20 protein-coding genes and 1 pseudogene are annotated in these 24,116 nt (G+C 32.2%); 3 read left to right on the forward strand and 18 right to left on the reverse strand.

Annotation, left to right across the window (positions count from 1 at the left end):
• Nucleotides 1-2: 2 nt before the first annotated feature.
• Nucleotides 3-788, reverse strand: coding sequence for an enoyl-CoA hydratase/isomerase family protein (locus DEFDS_RS10480; protein WP_153801494.1), 786 nt, complete (start codon nt 786-788; stop codon nt 3-5).
• Nucleotides 789-1,037: 249 nt separating this feature from the next.
• Here DEFDS_RS10480 and DEFDS_RS10485 point away from each other — a divergent pair, with 249 nt between their 5' ends.
• From DEFDS_RS10485 to DEFDS_RS10495, 3 genes are read left to right on the forward strand one after another with little or no spacing between them, the layout of a single operon-like run.
• On the forward strand, nt 1,038-1,931 hold the full coding sequence (locus DEFDS_RS10485; protein WP_013008773.1) for a selenium metabolism-associated LysR family transcriptional regulator: 894 nt from the start codon (nt 1,038-1,040) through the stop codon (nt 1,929-1,931).
• Nucleotides 1,931-3,010 carry a tRNA 2-selenouridine(34) synthase MnmH gene (gene mnmH, locus DEFDS_RS10490; protein ID WP_013008774.1) on the forward strand — a complete coding sequence of 360 codons (1,080 nt, stop codon included), beginning with the start codon at nt 1,931-1,933 and terminating at the stop codon, nt 3,008-3,010. The genes DEFDS_RS10485 and mnmH overlap by 1 nt, the downstream gene beginning before the upstream one ends.
• Nucleotides 2,955-3,677: a septal ring lytic transglycosylase RlpA family protein gene (locus DEFDS_RS10495; RefSeq protein WP_013008775.1), complete on the forward strand. Its 723-nt coding sequence runs from the start codon at nt 2,955-2,957 to the stop codon at nt 3,675-3,677. Before mnmH ends, DEFDS_RS10495 begins: the two co-directional genes overlap by 56 nt.
• A gap of 222 nt (nt 3,678-3,899) precedes the next feature.
• Here DEFDS_RS10495 and DEFDS_RS10500 read toward each other — a convergent pair whose 3' ends face one another.
• From DEFDS_RS10500 to aroA, 17 genes and pseudogenes are all read right to left on the reverse strand, one after another.
• On the reverse strand, nt 3,900-5,528 hold the full coding sequence (locus DEFDS_RS10500; RefSeq protein ID WP_013008776.1) for a hypothetical protein: 1,629 nt from the start codon (nt 5,526-5,528) through the stop codon (nt 3,900-3,902).
• 196 nt (nt 5,529-5,724) lie between these two features.
• Nucleotides 5,725-6,021 (reverse strand): annotated as a pseudogene (locus tag DEFDS_RS10505) (ATP-binding protein); the annotation flags it as partial.
• A gap of 22 nt (nt 6,022-6,043) precedes the next feature.
• Nucleotides 6,044-6,424 (reverse strand): PAS sensor domain-containing protein, encoded by a 381-nt coding sequence (locus tag DEFDS_RS10510; protein WP_013008777.1) that lies wholly within the window; start codon nt 6,422-6,424, stop codon nt 6,044-6,046.
• A gap of 1 nt (nt 6,425) precedes the next feature.
• Complete coding sequence (locus DEFDS_RS10515; protein WP_013008778.1) at nt 6,426-7,730, reverse strand: MFS transporter; 1,305 nt, start codon at nt 7,728-7,730, stop codon at nt 6,426-6,428.
• 15 nt (nt 7,731-7,745) lie between these two features.
• Nucleotides 7,746-8,405 carry a respiratory nitrate reductase subunit gamma gene (locus DEFDS_RS10520; protein ID WP_013008779.1) on the reverse strand — a complete coding sequence of 220 codons (660 nt, stop codon included), beginning with the start codon at nt 8,403-8,405 and terminating at the stop codon, nt 7,746-7,748.
• Nucleotides 8,398-8,901 (reverse strand): molecular chaperone TorD family protein, encoded by a 504-nt coding sequence (locus tag DEFDS_RS12745; protein WP_013008780.1) that lies wholly within the window; start codon nt 8,899-8,901, stop codon nt 8,398-8,400. Before DEFDS_RS12745 ends, DEFDS_RS10520 begins: the two co-directional genes overlap by 8 nt.
• A complete protein-coding gene (narH, locus tag DEFDS_RS10530) occupies nt 8,898-10,340 on the reverse strand; it encodes a nitrate reductase subunit beta (protein WP_013008781.1) in 1,443 nt (480 codons plus the stop codon). Before narH ends, DEFDS_RS12745 begins: the two co-directional genes overlap by 4 nt.
• Nucleotide 10,341: 1 nt before the next feature.
• Nucleotides 10,342-13,944, reverse strand: a complete 3,603-nt coding sequence (locus DEFDS_RS10535) for a nitrate reductase subunit alpha (RefSeq protein ID WP_013008782.1) — start codon at nt 13,942-13,944, stop codon at nt 10,342-10,344.
• Nucleotides 13,941-14,375, reverse strand: coding sequence for a c-type cytochrome (locus tag DEFDS_RS10540; RefSeq protein WP_013008783.1), 435 nt, complete (start codon nt 14,373-14,375; stop codon nt 13,941-13,943). The genes DEFDS_RS10535 and DEFDS_RS10540 overlap by 4 nt, the downstream gene beginning before the upstream one ends.
• 13 nt (nt 14,376-14,388) lie before the next feature.
• A complete protein-coding gene (locus DEFDS_RS10545; protein ID WP_013008784.1) occupies nt 14,389-15,990 on the reverse strand; it encodes an MFS transporter in 1,602 nt (533 codons plus the stop codon).
• 227 nt (nt 15,991-16,217) lie between these two features.
• Nucleotides 16,218-17,744 carry a YifB family Mg chelatase-like AAA ATPase gene (locus tag DEFDS_RS10550; protein WP_013008785.1) on the reverse strand — a complete coding sequence of 509 codons (1,527 nt, stop codon included), beginning with the start codon at nt 17,742-17,744 and terminating at the stop codon, nt 16,218-16,220.
• A gap of 4 nt (nt 17,745-17,748) precedes the next feature.
• The gene (gene sppA, locus DEFDS_RS10555) at nt 17,749-18,606 is read right to left on the reverse strand and encodes a signal peptide peptidase SppA (protein ID WP_013008786.1); all 858 of its coding nucleotides are present in this window, start codon (nt 18,604-18,606) and stop codon (nt 17,749-17,751) included.
• Complete coding sequence (locus DEFDS_RS10560; RefSeq protein WP_013008787.1) at nt 18,603-19,598, reverse strand: sodium:calcium antiporter; 996 nt, start codon at nt 19,596-19,598, stop codon at nt 18,603-18,605. Before DEFDS_RS10560 ends, sppA begins: the two co-directional genes overlap by 4 nt.
• 39 nt (nt 19,599-19,637) lie before the next feature.
• Entirely contained in the window at nt 19,638-21,338 is a 1,701-nt protein-coding gene (locus DEFDS_RS10565; protein ID WP_013008788.1) for a S1 RNA-binding domain-containing protein, read from the reverse strand.
• Nucleotides 21,310-22,173, reverse strand: coding sequence for a 4-hydroxy-3-methylbut-2-enyl diphosphate reductase (gene ispH / locus DEFDS_RS10570; RefSeq protein ID WP_013008789.1), 864 nt, complete (start codon nt 22,171-22,173; stop codon nt 21,310-21,312). Before ispH ends, DEFDS_RS10565 begins: the two co-directional genes overlap by 29 nt.
• Before the next feature lies 1 nt (nt 22,174).
• Nucleotides 22,175-22,855, reverse strand: a complete 681-nt coding sequence (gene cmk, locus DEFDS_RS10575) for a (d)CMP kinase (RefSeq protein ID WP_013008790.1) — start codon at nt 22,853-22,855, stop codon at nt 22,175-22,177.
• On the reverse strand, nt 22,842-24,116 hold the full coding sequence (aroA, locus tag DEFDS_RS10580; protein ID WP_013008791.1) for a 3-phosphoshikimate 1-carboxyvinyltransferase: 1,275 nt from the start codon (nt 24,114-24,116) through the stop codon (nt 22,842-22,844). The genes cmk and aroA overlap by 14 nt, the downstream gene beginning before the upstream one ends.

A 24,116-nucleotide genomic window follows, 5' to 3' on the forward strand; every position in this document is an offset into this window, starting at 1 on the left:
CCCTACAACTTTTTAAACTCTTCCCATCTATCTTTAAAAATCGGTTTCCTCTTTTCTAAAAATGCTGACATCCCCTCCACTTTATCATTACTTGCAAACGCCACAGTAAATGCATTCTGCTCTAACAATAATGCCTTATCCAAATCGATTTCAACACCATTATTTATTACCTCTTTAGCCAAACCAATAGCAAAAACACTTCTTTCCTTTATCTTATTTGCAAAATCAATCAAAAATTTCTCCATGTCTTCTCTATTTTCAAATAACTCAGCAATAAACCCTTTTTCATACAATATATCAGCATCAACCAAATCACCCGTAAACACCAAATACTTTGTAAATGTTTCATAAACTTTTCTACTCATTAGTTGAGTACCGCCAAAACCTGGGATAATCCCATAATTTGTCTCCGGGAAACCAAACCTACTCCTTTTTGTAGCAAAAATCACATCAGAAGCTAAAGAGATTTCAAACCCTCCCCCAGTTGCATTACCATCAACCATAGAAATTATTATTTTTTTAAGATTTCTCATCCTTTTTATCAATCTCTGACCTAAAAATGAGTATATTTTAGAATCTGCTTCATTAAAATTGATTAACTCCTCAATATTACAACCCAAACAAAAGTCATCCAAATTACTTTTTAAAACAATCAAATTAATATCTTTACTATTTTCAAATTCATTTAATATATTATAAATTTCTTTTAAATTTTCACTATTTAAATAGGGGTCTAAATCAAACACGATATAACCAATAGTCTCATCTACCATCTTTGATATCTTCATCCACAAGCCCCTTATATACAAATTGTTTATAAATTTAAGGAATAATAAAACATTGTTAAAATAAAATCAAGCAGTAAATTTGTTTAAAAGTTTATTTTACTTGATTGCCTGAGCAACAATTACTTTACTATGGTCTCAAAGAGTATAACCTGCTAAATAATATTATTAGTTTCAAAAATACTTTCACTTTAATCATTGATTTTTTCAATAATATAATTAAAATAGTTTAAAAAATGTGAGGTTAATCATATGGATTTCAAGCAAATAGAAGCATTTGTATATGTTGCAAAGTATAAAAGTTTTTCTAGAGCAGCGGAAAAACTTCTTTTAAGCCAGCCCACTGTTTCTACGCATATAAACACATTAGAAGAAGAATTAGGCGTAAAGCTTTTCGAAAGGCTATCAAAAGAAGTAATTTTAACAGAAGCCGGAGAGCTTTTTTACCCATATGCGGTTGATATGTTAGATTTAAGAGAGCGTGCTTATGAATCAATCAAAGAGTTCTTACATGATGTCAGCGGCCATATCAGAATAGGCTCAAGCACTATTCTTTCAGAATTTATTTTACCAAATGCAATCAAAGAGTTCCAAAATAGACATCCGAAAACATATTTCAGTATCGATGTGGGTAATTCTCAATCTATCATTCAAAGGGTATTCGATGGGATATTAGATTTTGCAATAGTATCAAGAAAAATACCAAAAAAAGGGTTAGATTTTACTCATTTTTTTAAAGATAAAATCATCCTGGCCGTTCATAAAGAACACCCTTTTTATACAAGGGATAGTATCTTTTTAGAAGAGATTTTACATGAAAAATTTATTGTCAGAGAAATAGGTTCAGGCACCAGAGCTGCAGTTGAACATGCTTTGAAACAAAAAGGCTATGATTTCGACTCATTAAAAATCGTTGCTACTGTCAGTACAACTCATGCAGTTTTGCACAGTGTTAAGAGAAAACTCGGTATCGGTTTTATGAGTGAATTTGCTCTAAAAAATGAAATTTGTGGTGATGAAGTAATAGGTGTTCCGATAGTTGACCTTGTTGTTGAAAAAGATATCTTTTTAGTTCATAGCAAAAAGAAAACCTTAAGAAACTCAGTCAGACAGTTTTTAGATATTTTGAAAAAAATGTATAACTGATGCTCTATATTAAACGCATTGATTTAGATTATATATTAACTAAAGGGATTGAAAATTGTAACCTGATTGATGTAAGATCACCTTCAGAATATTTAGAAGATCACATACCAACCGCTGTAAATATCCCACTTTTAGATGACAATGAAAGAGCTATTGTGGGAACAATTTATAAAAAAGAAGGCTCAAACAAAGCAAAATTAAAAGGCGTAGAAATTGTTAGCCCTAAAATCCCCCAATTTATAAATAAAATAAAAAAGTTAGTCGATAATGGGAAAGAAACAGTCATTTATTGCTGGAGAGGCGGAGACAGAAGCGAAGCTATGTGTGCTTTTGCAAAACTAGCTGGTCTCAATGTCTCTAAATTGGCAGGTGGATACAAAATCTTTAGAAAGTTTGTCTATAATTTCTTTACAAGTAAATTTAGCTTAGAATATAAACCCAAGATAATAGTAATGTATGGGCCCACAGGTTCCGCTAAAACAAAAATCCTAGAAGAACTTTTTAAGGAAGGATACCCTGTTATAAATCTTGAAAAACATGCCTGCCACAAAGGTTCAAGCTTTGGTTTTATAGGAGAAAAAGGGTTTGATAGTATTACTCAAAAGAAATTTGAATCAAGATTGTGGTATAATTTTTACCTGTTAAATTACCCAAAATATATCTTAATAGAAGGTGAAAGCAAAAAAATTGGCAAAGTCACTATACCCGATACTTTATTTAGTTTAATGAATTCAGGTATTTCTATTCTAACAGAACCAAGTTTAGAGTTTCGGGTTAAATACACTCTAGAAAATTATTTACCATTTACTGATATTAATTCAATCACTAAAGCATTAGATAAAATAAAAAAGTATTTAGGAAAAAAAAGGAGTGAACAACTTATTAATTTTTATAAAAATCAAAAATACGAATATTTTGTTAAAGACTTATTAGAAAATTATTATGACCCTCTTTATTACAAATCTTTACCGGACAAAATAGAATATAAAATCTCTTACAACACTATAGATGAAGGGATAAAAAATGTTAAAAAAATATTACAATCTGTTTTTAATAACTCTTGTACTATTAACAGTTAGCTGCGCCACAAAATATCATCCACCAAAATATAAAGCAAAAGGTGTTCGATATGGTAAACCATATGTTATCAGAGGTAAATTATATTATCCATATACAAAAATTTCTCACTTTCAGCAGGTTGGTATCGCCTCATGGTATGGAAAAGAAGAACATGGAAAATTAACAGCAAGTGGAGAGCGGTTTAACATGTATGATTTAACAGCTGCTCATAAACTACTCCCTTTAGGAAGCTATGTGCATGTCAAAAATCTAGAAAATGGTAAAGAAGTAGATGTTAGAATAAATGATAGAGGCCCATTTATTAGTGGAAGAATAATCGACCTTTCTTATGCTGCTGCAAAAAAAATAGGAATTGTAGAAAAAGGGACTGCAAAAGTAAAAATTACTTTACTATCAGAAAGCCCTGACTTTTATCAGGTAAAAGGAGAAAGATATAATCTTGATAAAGGTAACTTTGCAATCCAGATAGGATCATTTAAAGTTTATAACAATGCCTATAAACTTTCAAAACAGTTTAGAAATTCAAGAATAGAAAAAGCCTATATCCACGGAAATACTTTTTATAGAGTCCAAATAACTGGTTTTAACTCTTTAGAAAAAGCACAAAAAGGACTAAACGATATAAAGTATAGATTCCCAGGAGCATTTATCGTTTCCCTCGACTAACACCAAATCGAGGCTGTAGCACAATGGGTCAATATCTTGATATCACAGTAGTTTTGAGATTACTTTGGCAACTTTTGTTGCCTCGCAATAACCTAAAAATGTTGTCATTGCGAGCATCAGCGAAGCAACCTGAGGAGCTTTTGCAATTATTATTGTGCAATATCCTCATAATATCCTGTCTTCATATATTATGACAGGGTGAAAACACCCTGTCATAATGGATTAAAATAAACTATCTATAACCACTTCATCTTTATCTGGTGTTTCTGTTACCCTATATAAGCTATTACTGTTGTTTAGATTTACATAAAACACATCAGAATTATCATCATCAAACTCCATATCAAATAAAATTGAATCACTAAAATTAAAATTTTGATCAATATAGAGATATCGATAACCATCATCTGGTAATGTCCCTAAGTATATTGTGTCATCTTTAGAAAAATTATTGACAATGCTTTCTTTAGTAATAACTCTTAAATCTCCTCCATACAAATATAACTCCTTATTTATATCATTATTTTTTACTATTGTTGGATTTTCTACTAACAACAATTTATCCACTGGTAATTGAAAATTGTAAATATCAACGGTATTGGTTGATGAGAGAGTAGCTAACATCCAGTAACTATTATTCTGGCTATCGTAACAATGTGTATTATTGTCATTGTCTTCCCAATAACACGCTTCTACTTTTGTACCATTATCAGAAACTTTGTTGAAATAAAGTTTATTTTTATCAAGAATAAATGTATCACTCCCAAATGACTCTAATTTATAACCTTCTGGGGGTTGATAAATAACCAAATGTGAACTTCCGTCCTTTTTCATTGCCCAAATTTCTGAATAAAAATGATTTGTACATGAAGGATTTGCATATTCTACAGTTAAAATTATATAATTATCTGTCCCACCAATTAAATCAGCATCTACTAAGGAACAGTTATCCGTAAAGTTATCATTGAAAATATTGGACATCGAATTATTATCAAAATAATATTTTGAAATAATGAAATGTGCTGGGAGGTTGTAATTATTATCTTGTATATTAAGAAAATATAAACTGTTATTATCAGTATAAGAATCTACAAATCCGGCAGGAACTGCAATAGATGTGTTGTCAAGGCTATTGTTATCTTTATTATATTTAAAAATATAATTATTTATTGAATAGTATTTTGTTTCTATAGTTTTATACCCTAACAAATCAAACTCATCAGACCCTGTAAAAGCAATTGTACAGTTTTGTAAATCTGTATCACATATCTTTATAGTATTATTATCACCTATTAGAAATTTTGTCAAAGTACCATCTGATGAATACAAAACATCGCTATTAAAAATATTATAATTAAATTCTATTTTATTAATGACCTGACCATTGTTGTATTTTAATAAATAACTTTTATCATTATCAGTGTATACTAACAGATATGTTATATCATTTTTAAAATCTGGTAAATACGCTATTCCATTTGCATTTGTTATATCTCCTACAGCTACTGGAGATGGGAAAGATTCCCCATTATTATGCAAATTAAGTTTATAAACAATACCATTATAAATATAAAAGATTGAATCATAATGAAGCCCTGTATAAATACCAGTATCTGTATTGTAGTTTTTAATTTTAAAAACAGGTAAATAATCGTCAATTTGACCATCTACAACTGTTTTTCTCAACGTTGGATCTTCAGCATCAACAAGATTTATACTACCTTCATAAGGTAAGAAACTACCAGATGTTGTTACTGCATTGTTATCTCCGTTATCATCAAAACAACCGTATAAGAATATAATAGATAAAAACATTATTATAAAAAGGCTTAGCTTTTTAAAAGAAAACATGACATCTCCTTTCTCTAGTTTATTATTGAAAATAATTTATTTTATTCGATGTTTCTCATTTTTCAAGTTATTTTATATGTAAAAAAGCATAAAATTTATAACAAATATAAATTTATTAATTTACTATAAAATAATTATTTAAGTTTTAAATACTCTCTAGAGAATATTAAATTTGAAAAATTCTTTATATCGATTATGTTACCTGCACCTGTATATCTATCCTATCCATAAGAGGCCCTGATAACTTTGCCCTGTATCTTTGAATTTGAGCTTGAGTGCAGACACACTCCCTTTTACTATCACCCAAATACCCACAAGGGCAAGGATTACAAGCTGCTACAAACATAAAATTTGCTGGATAAACTACCGTCCTATTTGCCCTGCTGACTGTCACCACCCTATCTTCTAACGGCTGTCTCAAAACCTCAAGCACACTCTTTTTAAACTCTAACACCTCATCGCAAAAAAGTATCCCATTGTGGCCGAACATAACCACTTTATCAACGAATCCTAACCTAGAGATCTTTATTTTTTTCTTTTTTTCTCATAATAGCAAAACAATATTCAATATTCCCTTTATTATCAGTTAAAGTTGTTAACTTGAAATCCACAAATATTTTTTTATTGTTTTTTGTTATAGCAGGGACTGATAGCAAATGCTCATTACTGTATTTGCCTCTGCCTGTTTTAACAAAATTAAAAAAAGCTTCCCAATGTCTTTGCCTCAATTTTTCTGGAATTATGATGTCTAGACTACTGTTTATGGCTTCCTCTTTACTAAATCTAAATAAATCTGAAGCACCAGAATTCCAAAAACGAATTATACCTTCTTTATCAATTGCTAAAATTGCATCCGCAGCATTTTCAACAAATTTAATAATTGTTTTTTCGTCCATATTAAACTCCTTGACTAGATTTTTTTAATAGTACTGATATAACAATACCAATAACTGCTAATAGCATATAAACAATAAAGCCTTTTGCATAGCCAATTTTACCAAATAAATCCACGAAAATACCAAGCAAAGGAGGTACTACAAACCCACCAAAAGCTCCTAAGCCACCAACCCAACCACTGGCACCACCAGGAGCATTAGGCACATATTTTGGAACAAGTTTAAAAACCGCAGCATTTGCTATCCCCATACCAATACTTATTGTTATTTCACCTATTAAAGCTATTATAAACTGATTAGTAAAAACAAGAATAAAAGCACCTATAAATACTATAGAATAACTAATAATAGCAGTTTTTTCTCCTCCTATTTTATCACTTAAAAAACCACCATATACCCTGATAAAGGATGCTAACAAAGAAAAACCAAAAGCCATTAATAAACCAGCTTGTCTTATACCAACATTATGTAACTCTATCCAATATGTAGGAAACCATGCAGTAAGTGCTAAAAATCCTCCAAAAGAAATAAAATACAAAACTACAAGTCCCCATGTTTTTGGTACTTTAGCTGATATCTTTAATGATTCTATTACTTTTCCAGATGGAAAAAGTTCTTGCCCTAACTCTTTGGAAATTTTAATCGCTTCTTCACGGGATACCCCTTTTTGAATTAATTGAAAATAATATGCATCATTTGCAAAGAATAAATAAATTATTGTGCCCGTTAATAAAAATAAGAACCAGGAAGCGTATGCCCCAGTTAAACCAATAGCACCAAGAATTACGGGTAAGATAATTCCGAAAATACCAGGTGCTGTGTTACCTAAACCTGCATAAGTTCCTAGAGCAAATCCCTGTTTTTTCTGAGGGAACCAATATGATGTTTGAGGGATTCCTACAGAGAATGTTGCAATTCCACAACCACTTAGTAATCCAAAAATAAAGATAATAGGATACATTTTTATACTAATCTTCTCGGGATAATAAAAATATAAAACAAGAGTCAAACCTGCCATACCAATTACTGATAAAAATAGAAGAGTAAGCATTGGCTTTTTACCACCAACTCTATCAACCCAAGCCCCAAAAGGAATTCTTAATAAAGACCCCGTTAAATTTGGTGCTGCCACCAACAGACCTAATAATACTCCAGACATATGCATTACATTGTTAAAATTTTTAGCAACAGGACCATATAAAGAAACTGCAGCAAATCCCACAAAAAAGCCAAAGGTCGCCATTATTAATCCTGAATTTGGCGTTCCTTTTAGTCCGTATTTTATAATTAGATCTTTTTTAGACATATACTGCTCCTACAATTAATTGTATATTATTCTTTGTGGTTTTCTAAAAAAATATCCAATAGGAACAAATACTACGTGAATAAGCCTAGTAAATGGCAATATTGCAAAAAGTATAAATGCAATTAAAAAATGAAAAGTAACCAAAATTGGAAACCCCTCAACGTATTTAACTTGTGGGCTTAAAATTAAAATACTCCATAAATATTTAGTTATATTCGATACATACCAAGCAATTCCCCATTTATAATTAATTGCAATAATAAGCCCTAATACTACCTGAATGAACAATAAAATCATAAAAATATAATCTGTAAACAGTGAGTGTTTATTTACACTTTTTACTGCAAATTTTCTTATTAGCAAAACTAAAATCCCTATGAATGCTATTAAGCCTGAAGATACAGCTAAAGCCTCAAAAAGAAGCAAGACAGAGTAATTAGTAAATAATAATTTAAAAAGCCCTGGTAATAAAAGACCGGATAAATGTCCTATTAAAACTATAATAATACCATAATGCCAAAGAGGTGAACCAGTATTTAATTTGTTTTTCTCAAAAAATCCTGTTGCAGGAGCTGAATTTCGCAATTTCCCATAACTGAGATTAAATACTAACCCAACAATAAAAAACGCTATAGATAAATAAGGTATTATTATATAAACTAAAATATCAAGCATATTTTACCTCCAAAATTTTTTGAATATCGTTTAAATAATATTTTAAAGATTCCACTATCTTGTAATAGACACTGCTTCTCTCATTAAATGAATTCAAAATGTCACAAACAGATCTTTCAATCATCGCTGTTAAGTAACTTAATTTTTCTGGATATTCTTTTTTATTTATTGCAATATACAAAGCTGACAAAATCGTAGGCAAATAATCTGGTGAATGTTTTATATTTGGTTTACCGCCATACAACTTTAAAAACTCATTCATTGCTAACAAGAACATTTTCCTTTCATCATCATTCTTAGAAATATGTTTTGAAATATAAAGTGTTGATTTCTCATTAAAATCGAAAATGGACACATACTCTTCTTGTAATTCTGATAATTTAATTTTAGAAAAATCTAATTTTAAATCACCTATCAAATTACAACTACACATAAATTCTTTATAATCTAAGGGATACTCAAGTAATTTACTATAAACAGTTAATTTTTTTATCATTTTCTAAACCCTTTTTTGCCTCTTAATCCAAAACCTATTGTTCCTTGTTGTTCATAAGAGTCTTTATTGCTCCCTTTAGCTGTCTGAGGTATATTATATCTTTCATGAATTGTTGCCTGGGTAAACAGTTTGTAAGCCTTTAATATTAAATCTTCTTCAAGTTTTGAATTTTTCAAAATCTCTGCTAATTTCTCTTTATCTCCCAACATTTTTGCTCTCATATATTTCCTAACAACAATTAGTTTTTCAATCACATCTTTAATTATTTTCTCATTTCCCGCTGAAAAGATTTTAGACAAATATTTAATTGGAATCCTTAGTTTATCTACTTCAGGAATATAATCTTCAGTATCTATTGTAGGCAAAATCGGGGATAAAGGAGGAACATAAAAAACCGACGGAAAAGTTCTAAATTCTGGATGCAGGGGCAAAGCTATTCCAAGTTCTTTTACATAAGAATATGCTGGAGAAGATTTTGCAGCTGTTATCCACTCTTCACTAATACCAGATTCTTTTGCAGCCCTAATAACATCTTCATCTTTTGGATCAAGAATACATTCTCTAATGTAATCAACAAGATTTGTATCATTTTCAGTCAATATAGCTGTCAATTTATCTACATCATATAATATTACCCCAAGACTTCTGATTTTACCAACACAGGATTGTGAACATATAGTAGCCTCACCATTTTCAATCCTAGGATAACAAAAAATACACTTTTCAGATTTTACATTATTCCAATTAAAATATACCTTTTTGTAAGGACATGCTGATATACAATATCTCCAAGATTTACATTTTTCTTGATTAACTAATACAATACCATCTTCCCCCCTTTTGTATATAGCTCCAGATGGACATGAAGCAACACATGCCGGATTCAAGCAGTGATTACACAATCTAGGTAAATAAAACATAAATACAGTTGATAATTCTTTTATTAGTTTTTTTTCTTCATCAGATAGATTAGGATCATTTAAAGCATATTCATCAGAACCACTTAAATCATCATCCCAGTTTGGACCACTTTTAACTTCAATATAATCCCCCGTAATCTCAGATATCGCTCTTGCAGTAGGTTGATAATCACCATCTGCTGCATTAAAAAGATGCTCATATTCATATGACCAAGGTTCATAGTAATTTCTTACTGTTGGCTGATCAGGATTGTAAAATATCTTAGACAAAAGTTTAAGTTTTCCCCCAATTTTTAGACTCAGCCCATTATCTGTTTTTATCCAACCACCTTTGTACTTTTCCTGATCTTCCCATCTCTTTGGATATCCAGTTCCTGGTTTTGTCTCCACATTGTTCCACCACATGTATTCTGCACCTTTTCTGTTTGTCCACATGTTCTTACATGTGACACTACATGTATGACATCCTATACATTTTTCCAAATTTAAAATCATTGAAAACTGAGCTCTAACATCCATCTTAGAACCTCACTTTATTTAATTTTTTAACCACTACATAAGTGTCCCTATTGACCCCCACTGGTCCCCAATAATTGAAGTAATAGCTAAACTGTCCACAACCACCTACCATAGCCAGAGGTTTTAACCTAACTCTTGTCAGACTATTATGATTACCCCCTCTATTGTTTGTTTTTTCTGATATTGGCACATTAATAGTTCGTTCCGTTGCATGATATATATAACAAACTCCAGATGGCATCCTGGATGAGACTACTGTCTTGCAGATAACAACTCCATTTTTATTATAAACCTCTACCCAATCATTGTCCTTTATACCATATTTTTCCGCATCAACATTATTTAACCAGATTACCTGTCCACCTCTTGACAAACTAAGCATCCTTAAATTGTCATAATAAGTACTATGGATATGCCATTTCCCATGAGGTGTATGATAATTTAAAACAAGGCCATCCTGAGTTTTAATGAGCTCATTTAAAACATTTTCTGGTAAGTTAGGTTTATATACAGGAAGCATCTCTCCAGCATATTTATAAAACTCATGATCCAGATAAAAATGCTGCCTTCCCGTCAAAGTTCTCCAGGGCAGACCAAACTCTGTGTTAATTGTATATGGAGCATATGGTCTTCCTTCATCAATAATACCACTCCAAATAGGGGATGTATTAAGTCTTCGGGGTTGTATCGTTATATCATCAAAATCCATTTTTACCTTCTCATTCCCTTTTACCAAAGTATCAAAATTAATGCCTGTAAACTTCGATAAAGATTTAAAACCTTTAACTGCCACTTTACCATTTGTTTCTGGAGCAAGATGTAGTATTGCATTTGCAACATTAATAGGTTCTTCTAAGCTAGGAAATTCTTCATCAGCTAATCTGATTGCACCATTTTTTATTTTTAATTCTTCATACTCCTCGGATGAATCCCAGCTAACACCATGAGCACCAATAGATTTTGCAGCATTTGGTCCCAAAGAAATAAACTTGTGATATATTTTTTTATAGTCTCTCTCGATAACTGCCAATTTAGGTATTGTTTTTCCAGGAATTGGCTCTGTCTCTCCATATTTCCAGTCTTTGACATCTCGCTGCATTATTTCTTCTGGAGTATCATGCAAAAGTGTTGCTACTACTAAATCTTTTACTGATTTTGGAAAATGTTTTTCTGCAAGTGCAGAAAATTTCTTAGCAAGATCTTTAAAAATATTCCAGTCACTCTTTGATTCCCATAATGGAGCAACTACTTTTCTCAATGGATGGACAAAAGAATGCATATCTGTCGTATTAAGATCATCTTTTTCATACCATGTGGCAGCCGGTAAAATTATATCAGAATAAAGCGCAGATGTATCCATTCTAAAATTAATATCCACAATAAGATCAATTTTTCCTTTAGGTGCTTCTATTTGATTATTTACATCCTTTAATGAAACTGCTTTTTCCTCAGCTGTCAAATTATCCGATGTTCCTAAAACATGTCTCATAAAATATTCGTGCCCTTTTGCACTACTAGCAATAGCATTTGCCCTCCAGATAAACCAAACTCTCGGGAAATTTACTGGATTATCAGGCTCTTCAACAGAGAATTTTAACTCACCTTTTTTCAATTTATTTACCACATTTGCCTGAGGGTTGTTCAACTTTGCAAGGTTCAATGGATTTTCACTAAAACTAGGATAAAATGGCAACCATCCTAACCTTACAGCTTTAGCTATGAAATCAGCTGTATGCTTTTCTTTAAATTTGTTTTCATCATTAACTTTAAAATAGTCAAAAACTTTATCTTCATACCTCCATTGGTCTGAGTGAATATACCAAAAAGATGGCGTATTTTGTAATCTTGGAGGCTTCAACCAATCACCAGCCATGGCGATTGTTGCCCAAGAAGATAACATAGCTACTTTTTCTTGTCCTACATAATGAGCTAAACCTCCTCCATTTACTCCTACAGAACCAGTTAAAAGTAAAGCCATTATCGCTGATCTATACATTAAGTCTTGGTGATACCAGTGATTTATCCCAGCTCCAATTATAATCATTGATTTACCACAAGTTTTCGCTGCATTTTCAGCAAATTCCCTTGCGACTTTTATAACTGTATCAGCATTTACACCAGTATACTTTTCCTGCCACTTAGGAGTATAAATTTTATCATCATAATATGAAGACGGATAATCTCCTCCTAAACCTCTATCAACACCCAACATACCGTTAAGCAAATCAAACACCGTTGTGACAAATTTTTTACCTTCCTTAGTTTCAATTTCAAACACAGGTATATTTCTAACATTTTCAACAACTTTATCATTATGATATTCATAAAATTTCACACCAATTGTTCTGTCTGAAACTTCAAGTATACTCAAAGTAGGTACAATCTCTTTATCACTAATCCCACATTTATTTATCAATCTCCATTTAAATTTGTTTTTTTCATCTTGTGCCCATCTAAAACCAATTGATCCATATGGAAAAACTACATTTTTACTTTCAAGATCTATTACAGCATATTTCCATTCTGCATTCTCTTCTCTCTCTGTATTCTCAAAATCTGAAGCTCTTACCATTCTACCCATTTCATAGCTATCATTGTTTTCATCTAAATAAACCAAAAAAGGAAGATCCGTATATTTTCTAACATAATCATCAAAATAACCAGTAATACTTTTATTATAAAACTCATTAAGTATCACATGGTTTACTGCCAACCAAAAAGCACCATCTTGACCTTTATTTATTTTAATCCATAAATCAGCTCCCTTAGTTACTGAACTGTAATCTGGTGACATCACCACAATTTTGCCACCTTTCATTTTAGATTCGTATAAATAATGAGCATCTGGTGTTCTTGTTACATTAACATTTGACCCCATCAAAACTGTATATGATGAATTAAACCAGTCTGCACTCTCACACACATCTGTTTGCTCACCCCATACTTGTGGTGATGCAAGAGGTAAGTCACAATACCAATCATAAAAACTCATCACTACACCACCAATTAAATTCAAATACCTTGAACCAGCTGCATAACTTATTTGGGACATAGCAGGAATCGGTGAAAAACCAATAATTCTATCAGGTCCATACTTCTTAATGGTATAAATATTTGATGCGGCAATTAGTTCCAATGCTGATTCATAATCAATTCTTCTAAACCCACCTTTACCTCGTTTAACCATATAACTGTTTCTCTTTTCAGTATCTTCTACAATACTTGCCCATGCATCAACTGGATCATCATATTTCTTTTTTGCATCAAGCCATAAATCAAGAAGCTTTCCTCTAATATATGGATATTTTACTCTTATAGGGCTATATAAGTACCATGAAAAGGAAGCGCCTCGTGCACAACCTCGTGGTTCAGTCATAGGAATGTCTCCTCCAATTGCAGGATAATCAGTTGCTTGAACTTCACCAACTACGAGTCCATCTTTAACAAAAACATTCCAACTGCAACTTCCTGTACAATTAACACCATGAGTGCTTCTTACAACTTTATCATGCTCCCATCTGCTCCTATATAATTCTTCCCATTTCCTCTCTTCACTTGATTTTAATATCTCAAACCATGAATTTTTTGTTATTTTTATGCTCATTTGTTTGCCTCCAAAATCTCATTTTTCCTAAAAAATATTTTTATAGCTACAAAAATGCCTACAAAGAAAATAACAAACAAAGTAAAAAATAAATTATTACTTTCTACATTTTTACTTCCTAATGAAGCAAAAGCTTTAATAAGGTTATTCAGTTCTTCATCTGAAAGATTTCTACCTTTATAAACAGCATCCATAGGAGGTATCCCACTATCTTTTATAAAAGATTTAATAGAATCAGCATCCGAGTCAAAATCTATGTATAACGTGCTTAGATCAGGTCCCCATGTTTTACCGGAAAAGCCTGCTGCCTTAATTGAGTGACAACTTGTACATGCTGGACTCCCATTCTTAAAAGGTTTAGTAAAAGTATTATTATAAGCAAAGAGACTAGTACTAAAAAAAATTATTATTAACACATAAAGGTATTTCATCTTTCCCCCTTATTTATGGATTTTTTATTTCAGCTTTTGGCCCTTGGTAATACCACCAGTTCAAAAATAGGCATATGATATAATACACAGCTAATCCATATAATGCCTTTTCAGGAGTTCCTGCCTTAATTTGTTGGCCAAAAATACCTGGGATTATAAAAGCTCCATATGCTGCAACCGCAGATGTCCAACCTAATACTGGTCCAGCCAATGCCTTATCAAATATATGAGGAATACTTCTAAAAGTAGAACCATTCCCAATACCAGTGGTAATAAAAAGAATCATAAACATAATAAAAAATGGCCACCAATATCTTTCTGGAGTCGGACTTCCTTTTGCTAATTTTATAAAGTAAGCTACTGCAAATGTAGCAATTATTTGCAATATAATGCTAATTGTTGTTACTTTTGCTCCACTGTTTACTTTGTCAGATAACCATCCTCCAACTGGTCTAATTAATGCGCCTAAAACTGGTCCTAAAAATACCCAAAATAAAAAATCTGGTGCATTTGGATTAACAAAAGTGGGATCAGAAGGATTTGAATAAACAAAAACATCTTGACATAGTTTTGGAAAGGCTGCCGAAAAACCAATAAATGAACCAAAAGTCATCGTATAAATTATTGTCATAACCCAATTATGTTTGTTCTTAAATATAACAAACTGTTGTCTTAAATTTTCTTTAATTTGTTTTGGTGTCATATATCTCATAAGTAATAGAGTAAAAATAATAACAAAAGGCAGTACAATCCACATATTTATCTTCAAACTAATTAGCATGTATGCACCTATTCCAGCAGCTATAAAACCTAAACATATTAGATATAACGTTTTAATCATACCAACTAACTGGGTAGGAATTTTAGGAGTAGCAGATTGCAAATTATTCATTCCAAAGAATGCAGCGATTGAAACTAATATGAGAGGAATTACCCAAACCCAACCTGCATTCTGTACACCAGCTAATGGTACATTTGTGACTATATTACCATTTTTGTCTATAGCACTAAACAAATAAACACCTACAGCTATAGGAATAACTTTTTGCATTACTCCTACGCCCAAATTTCCAATACCAGCATTCATCCCCAAATATGTACCCTGAGTTTTTTTAGGGAAAAAATAGCTTATATTGCTCATAGATGAAGCAAAATTTCCTCCCCCTATACCTGATAAAGCTGCTAATATTGCAAAAACAATATACGGAGTATTAACGTCTCTTAAAGCTAAACCAGTACCAATAGCAGGCAATAACAAAAGGAAGGTTGTTACAAATATAACATTTCTACCACCAGCAATAGATATTAAAAATGAATTTGGTATTCGCAATGTAGCACCTGTTAACCCTGCAATAGCAGGAAGTGTGTAATACAACATATTAATTTCTTTTAGTTTCTCACTAACTTGCTCAGGTGTCATATCAGAAGTAATCATCCCAAAATTATAGCCAAACTGTTTCATTTTTGTTATTATCACACTCCACATAATCCATACTGCAAATGCTAACAACAATGCTGGGATTGAAATCCATAAATTTCTCAGTGCAATTTTTCTCCCTTTTCTACTAAAATAATCAGGATTTTCAGGATCCCAATCATAGATATTAATATTCACACTACCCTCCAATTGTTTATTTTATAACACCAGTATATTTACGTAAAGCTTCATGTCAAACAAATTTACAAAATTTACAAAAAATTTACATCAGCATATTTTATTAATATCCATACTTTTTTACAGAGAATAAACGCCTATCCTATATGCTTCGATTAAACACTGTTATATTATTAAGTGTATATAAATATATACTTATGTTGAAAGCATAATATTATTAATTATATTTAAAAATACTCTTTATCGAGGATGCGGTATTGGATGGCTTCTAAGAGGTGTTTTGAACTGATATTTTCGCTATTTTCTAAATCAGCAATCGTTCTTGCTACTTTCAATATCTTTGAATAGGCTCTTGCTGATAACCCCATCTTTGTTACTGCTTGCTCCATCAATTTTATACTTTCACTATCAAGCTTACAATATTTCCTTATCAATTTCTCACTCATTTGAGAATTATACAATATCCCCTCTTCTTTAAACCTTTCCTGCTGAATCTTTCTTGCTGCCTCTACACGCTCCCTTATACTTGCTGATGATTCACCAGGCTGCAATTTTGATAAATCCTTTATATCAATTGATGATACCTGCACCTGTATATCTATCCTATCCATAAGAGGACCTGATAGCTTTGCTCTATATCTTTGAATTTGTGCTTGAGTACATACACACTCCCTTTTACTATCACCCAAATACCCACAAGGGCAAGGATTACATGCAGCAACAAACATAAAATTTGCTGGATAAACCACAGTCCTATTTGCTCTGCTAACTGTCACCACCCTATCTTCTAACGGCTGTCTCAAAACCTCAAGCACACTCTTTTTAAACTCTAACACCTCATCGCAAAAAAGTATCCCATTGTGAGCAAGGCTCACTGCGCCAGGTTTTGCATCTCTACCACCACCTATAATTGAAACATCACTTGCCGTATGATGTGGCGCAATAAAAGGCCTTTTATTTACAATCCCATTCTTTTTTAAAAGCCTACCAGCTACTGAGTGTATTTTTGTAGTTTCTATAATCTCATCAATAGTCATTGAGGGCATAATTGTTGGGATTCTCTTTGCAATCATTGATTTTCCACTTCCAGGAGAACCAATCATAATAAAATTGTGCATACCACTTGCAGCAATTTCTGCAGCCCTTTTTACAGCAAACTGCCCTTTTACATCACTAAAATCCAAATGCTCCTCTTCATCAGATAAAAGTTCATTTATATCCATTTTGACCGGTTCTTTTTTAACCTCACCATTTATATAACCAATCACATCATCTAAACTTTGAAATCCAAAAATATCTATTCCATCAATGATGCCTGCCTCGTTTATGTTTTCTTCAGGCAATATTACCCTTTTAAAACCCATCTCTTTTGCAAAAATAGTAAACGGCAAAACCCCTCTTACACCTCTTAGTTTTCCATCCAGGGAAAGTTCACCAATAAAAAAGGTATCATCAACATTAGCGTTTAAATATCCTGCAGCAAGCAATAAAACAACAGCTATAGGCAAATCATAATGAGTCCCCTCTTTTTTGAAATCAGCAGGAGCAAGATTTATAATGATAGGTTTTGCAAAGATATTAAATCCAAAATTTTTTAATGCAGATTTGACTCTTTCTTTACTCTCTTTGATACTCGTCTCGGCTAAACCCACCACAGAAAATGATGGCAAACCCATACTTGAAATATTTGCTTCCACCTCAACTAAAACAGGCTCAATCCCTTCTAAATGCGCAGTGGTAACTTTAGCAAACATCTATCTATTCGTATAAATAATAAAATATTGCTGAATTATTAAATAGTAACCTAACTTTTGAGACCCCTTCCAATAGCTCTTTGAGTAAACTATTCTTATCCTTTACCTCATACAAAACAACATCTTCACCCAAATGAAAATCTTTTTTCATGTCTTCAAAAGCATCATAATATGTCCCAATTTTATCTACAAAACCAAGTTTTAAAGCCTGCTCACCAGTTAAAATTCTTCCATCAGCATATTTTTTAATGATATCTTTTGAAATATGTCTTGTTTTTAAAATATCATTAACAAACTGTTTATAAACATTATCTATAGCTTTTTGTAAAAGCTCCCTTTCTTCTTTTGACATCTCTCTACTTGATGACCCAATATCTTTAAATTTACCACTTTTTATACTCTCAAACTTTACCCCTATCTTATCATAAAGCTCTTTAAAATTTGAAAATCTCATAATAACACCTATGCTACCAGTGATACTACCACCCAGTACATAAATTTTATCACATGCAGCAGCCACATAATACCCACCAGAAGCTCCAAGTGTGCTAATTGCTGCATAAACAGGCTTTTTGACCTTTCTAATAGCCTTATAAATTTCCTGGCTTGGAGCTACTGCTCCTCCTGGTGAATTAATCCTAATAATTACCCCTTTTACAAAGTCATTTTCCTCAGCTTTTCTTAACTCTCTGACAATCTTTTCAGAATCTACGATAATCCCTTCTAATTTGATCACTTTTATATGCGGCTTATTCAAAACAATTTCATTTTTTCCAGAGAATAAATACACTACAAAATAGATAAATATTACTATTACTATCAATGAAAGCAAAAATTTCATAACCTTTTTAAAAGTCTTCATACCCCAACCCTAAATTTATACATATAATAGAGATAAAATACATAAAACAATGCGATATAAAAAGAATAAATACTTATCCTCCCAAACCTAAATTTAGATAATTTATCCTGCTTTACAGCTATCATAGCAATTAAAATCATTATACCAGAAAAAAGAGCAGATTTTAAGTGAATCAATTCAACATTGTTAAAGACACTCCCCTTTGCATAAAAAATATCTACAAAAAAGATAACAGCCACATTAAACACACAGGAGCCAAAAAGATTACCGATAGCCATATTGCTAGAGCCAACTCTTAAAGCTCCAACAGCTGCAGAAACCTCAGGTAAGGAAGTAACAGCTGCCAGCAAAAACATGCCAACAAAGCTTTGACCAAGCCCAGTTCTAATTGCTATCTCATCAGCTGATTTACTGAGTAACAAACCTGCCACAATGATCAAAACTGCAAAAAGTAAAAAAAGTAAAACAGCTCTGCTAAGGGGAATTTCAGATATTTCATCCTCTTTGCTATCCACATCAACATCCAGTGATGAGCTTCTATAAGCACTGTAAACAGATCCTACATAAACAATGAAAATTATAACACTTACAGAAGAAACCCAAAATATCTGAGGTGATTTAAATACAAAACCAGCCATAGCAATAAATGTAAGCAAAACTGCATAAATCCCTGTAATTACATTTGCAAGACTAACATCTATAAAAATAGAATCATCTTTAAATAATAAGTCCATCAAAAAAATGATAAAAATATTAAACATATTAGAGCCAAATACATTTCCAAATGCCAAAGATGGTGAATCTACAACTGTGACAGAACCGATTGAAGAAATCAACTCAGGTAAACTTGTAACAACAGAGATGAGTAAAATACCAACTAAACTATGCCCTAAAGATGTTTTTTCGGCAATCACATCACCGTATTTAGAAAGCTTAATTCCGCTTACAACGATAACCGCGGCACAAACAAGAAAAATAAGATAATAAATCATTGTTGCCTCAATTTATAAAAAGAGGGGAGCTTTTTTATTCTATTCTTTAATATCTTTAAGCTTATCTTTTAACACATTCCCCAAGCTAAAGCCTGAAGTTTCTTTAGTTTCTAGCTGTTTTAAAAACTCTTTTACTTCCCTCTTTTCAGAGTCCAATAAATATTTCTTCCTTGATAAATAAACCTTTTTTTCTTTTGCATTATGCCCAATAACAACTGCTTTTAAAGTATCACCAACTTTTGCCACATCCTCTGGCAATACTCTATTTTCATCAAGCTCTCTTGCTTCAATAACCCCTTTTATCCCTCTAGGCAACTCAACTTCCACATAATCTTTGCCCACAAATGTTACAGGGGCTTCAACAACCTTACCTTTTGGTAAAATCTTATCTATCTCTTTCCAAGGGTTTTTCTCTAACTGTTTTATCCCAAGAGATACTCTTTCCCTTTTCTCATCTATTTTTAATATCTTCGCTTCAACCTCATCACCTACTTTAAATCTTTCATTTAAATCTTCAATCTCCTCAGTCCAAGAAATATCCTCTTTTCTAATTAACCCATCTATAAAAGATCCAAAATCTACAAAAAGCCCAAAATCTGTGATATTTTTTATTTTCCCTTTGATGGCAGAGCCTTCTGGATGTTTCTCCTTTAGAGTATTCCAAGGATTATCGGTAAGCAATTTTAAAGAAATAACCACTTTTTTATTTTTCTGATCTATATCAAGTACTTGCCCTTCTACAACATCTTTTACATTAAGTTTAACATTAGATTTCTTAAGCCAGGACAACTCTTCATCAGGTAAAAATCCATCTATACCTGGTTCCATTTCCAAAATATAACCTCTTCTAACTCTAGCTACAATCTGGCCAGAAGCTTTTTCACCTTTTTTATACTTCTTATCTACACTAAGCCAAGGATCTTCTGTTTTATCCTTAATACTGATCTCAACCTTTTGATTTTCTGGATCAAGGTTAATAATAACCCCTTCTACTTTATCATCTATTTCTAAAAACTGATTTGGATGTCTTACTCTACCCCAGCTTATATTTTCCCTCTTTAAAAATGCATCAACTGGGCCAAGATCCACAAACACACCGTAATTTTTAATACTTTTCACCCTACCCTTTACAAGGTCACCTACTTTTGCAGTTTCAAAGAAATGTTTTTTCTCCTCCTCTGCAACCTCTTGCATATAAATTTTTCTTGAAGCTAAAAAGGATTTATCTCTTTTGTTAATTCTTAAAATTTTTACATTGAATACCTTGCCGATGTAGTATTCATCATCCCTTTGTTTATGCATATATTCCATGTGCCCATCAGGGATAAACCCTTCTACCGTTTTGAAAACAACTTTAAACCCTTTTTCCACCTTCTCTAAAATCTTTACAGGGATATATTTACCTTTTTCATGAGCTTCTAAAACATCGCTCCAGTCTTTCTTCTGATCAAGGACTCTTTTCGAAAGCCAGATCCTTGCACCACCTCCAGTGATACCAACAACCATAACCTCTACTTCATCGCCAACCTTAACAGTCAGCTCTCCATCTTCTAAAAAATCCTCTTTATTTGCAAAACCTTCAGATTTATAACCAAAATTTATTAACACATGGCTATCTGTAATCTGGACAACCTGCCCCTTTACAATAGCCCCTTTTTGTGGAGTAGCCAATGATTGCTCTAATAAAGTTTCAAAATCTTCAATCTCAGTCTCACCTATTTTCTTTTCGTTCTCGCTCATTTTTAACCTCTTCTAAATAGTTTATAACATCTTTTATAAGATAGTCAGGAGTGCTTGCTCCTGCTGTTATACCAACTTTTTCAATATTTTCAAACATTTTTTCTGATAATTCATCTTTTGTCTCAATATGAACAGTATTTTTACAAAGTTCTGAACAGATTTCAAACAATCTTCTTGTATTTCCGCTATTTTTGCCACCTATAACAATCATCATATCAACCTGTTTTGCAACCTCTTTGGCAGCTTCCTGTCTATGAGTTGTGGCATTACAAATGGTGTTTATCACTTTTAATTCATCACATTTATCTTGAACAACACTAACAACTTCTTCAAAACTTTGACTATTCTGCGTGGTTTGAGCCACTAAGCCATACTTTTTTCTAAATGGCAAGTTCTTAGCTTCTTCACTATTGGAAACAAGAAAATATTCCCCTTCCACATAACTAACAATCCCTTTTACCTCAGGATGATTCTTATCGCCAAAAACTATTACACTGTAACCTTCCTTAGATAACTTCATAGCTGAGTTGTGAGCTTTGATTACAAAGGGGCAGGTAGCATCGATTATTTCAACCCCTTTATTTTTCAACAACTCATAATTATCCTTTGTAATACCATGAGAACGAATAATCACAGTATGAACATCTTTCACTTCATCTATATTTTCTAAAGGGAGCACCCCTTTCTCTTTCAATTTATTAACAAGTTGAGGGTTATGTATGATTGGCCCGAGTGTGATAACATTACTCTTTTTATTTGCTGTATCCTCCACAATCCCCACAGCTCTTTCAACACCAAAACAAAACCCAGCATGCTCTGCAACTAAAATTTTCATATTAATACACCTTATCAATTAACTCTTTTATTCTTCTTACCACATCATCAATTGACAAACCAGTTGTATCAAGCTCATAGGCATCATCTGCCTTTTTTAAAGGAGCAATGTCTCTGTTTACATCCTCTTCATCCCTTTTTTTAATATCCTCTAATACTTCTTCATATGAAATTTTTATCCCTTTAGTTTCATAATCTTTTAATCTTCTCTTTGCTCTCTCTTCAGGTGTTGCAGATAAAAACACTTTTACTTCTGCCTCAGGTATTACCACAGTCCCAATATCTCTTCCATCCATGATCACACTGTTATTTTTTGCAATTTCTTTCTGTTTTTCTGTCAAAATTATTCTGATATCCTTATTTTTAGCAACTTTACTAACTATTTTGCTTACATCAACCGTTCTTAACTCATCATCATAAAGCTTACTTTCCCCATGAAAATCTACCTTTAACTTCTGAGTTTCACCATCTTTAACAAAATTAAACTCAGATTCTTTCAGCATATTGATAACTATATCAAGATTTTGATTATTTTTTAGATACAGATATGCAGCATAACGATACATTGCACCAGTATCGATATATATCAAATTATAAAGCTTTGCTAAAATTTTGGCTATTGTGCTTTTTCCACTGCCTGCTGGGCCATCTATTGCAATACGAAGTTTTTTAACTGATTTCAATCTGTTTCAACCTCTCCAAAAAGTCTGGAAAAGATACATCAATACTTTCTATACTGTCAATATCAAAATTTCCAAACCTTTTAGAGAGCAATATATTAATCATAGCTATCCTATGATCATCAAAAGACTTTAGCACCCCTTTATCATTAACCTTTTTCATAGGGTAAACCTTAAAACCATCTTCATACTCTTCAACCTCTGCACCTACTACCCTTAGATTATACACAATCGATTTAATCCTATCTGATTCTTTTACACGCAACTCCTCAGCATCCCTTATTTCAATAGGTGATTTTGCAAAAAGCCCAAGTGCTCCAAGCAGTGGGATTTCATCTATAATATTTGGAATTATCTCACCTCTAATTACACCACCATTTAAAGATGAAAATTTAATGGAAATATCCCCAATAGGTTCATCCCCTTCTTTTGTTACTAAAACATCTATTTTTGCTCCCATTTCATTTAAAATTTTAAGTAATCCAGTCCTTGTTTTATTTAAACCCACATTTTTTATTACCACTTCACTATTTTCAAACATTAATGCCGCACCAATAAAAAAAGCTGCAGATGAAAAATCACCAGGCACAGTAAATTCTGTAGATTTTAATTGATACTTTTTATTAACTTCAATTACACCATTATTTATATCCAAATTGACACCAAAATATTTTAACATCTGTTCTGTATGATCCCTTGTTTGATCCTTTTCAATATATGTTACAGGCTCATCAATCTGTAAACCTGCAAGTATTACAGCACTTTTAACCTGAGCGCTCTTTACCTTAGCTTCAATTATACCACCTTTCATACTTGATGGCTGTATCATCAAAGGGAGAAAACCTCTTCTTGAATGAATAACCGCTCCCAAATTAGAAAGGGGGTCTATAACCCTTTTCATAGGCCTTTTACGAAGCGAGTTATCGCCAGTCATAAAAAAGTATTTGCTTTGCGGAGCAAATAACCCTGTCAATAACCTTGCTGTAGTACCAGAATTTTCACAATTTATAACATTGTCTGGTTCTAAAAAGCTATCATACCCTTTAGAATTTATTATCATATCCCCATCTTTTAGTTCATAATCCACACCACAAGCTACAAGTGCATCCTTTGTGGCTATCGTATCCCTTGATAAAAGCGGTGATTTTACTACAGTTTTCCCTTTTGCCATAGCACCAAAAATAAATGCTCTATGAGTCATAGACTTATCAGAAGGAACAGTAATCTCACCATTTAGCCCTCTTATTTTTTCAAAACTTATCAT

The sequence above is a fragment of the Deferribacter desulfuricans SSM1 genome (assembly GCF_000010985.1).
GTDB classification, from domain to species: domain Bacteria; phylum Chrysiogenota; class Deferribacteres; order Deferribacterales; family Deferribacteraceae; genus Deferribacter; species Deferribacter desulfuricans.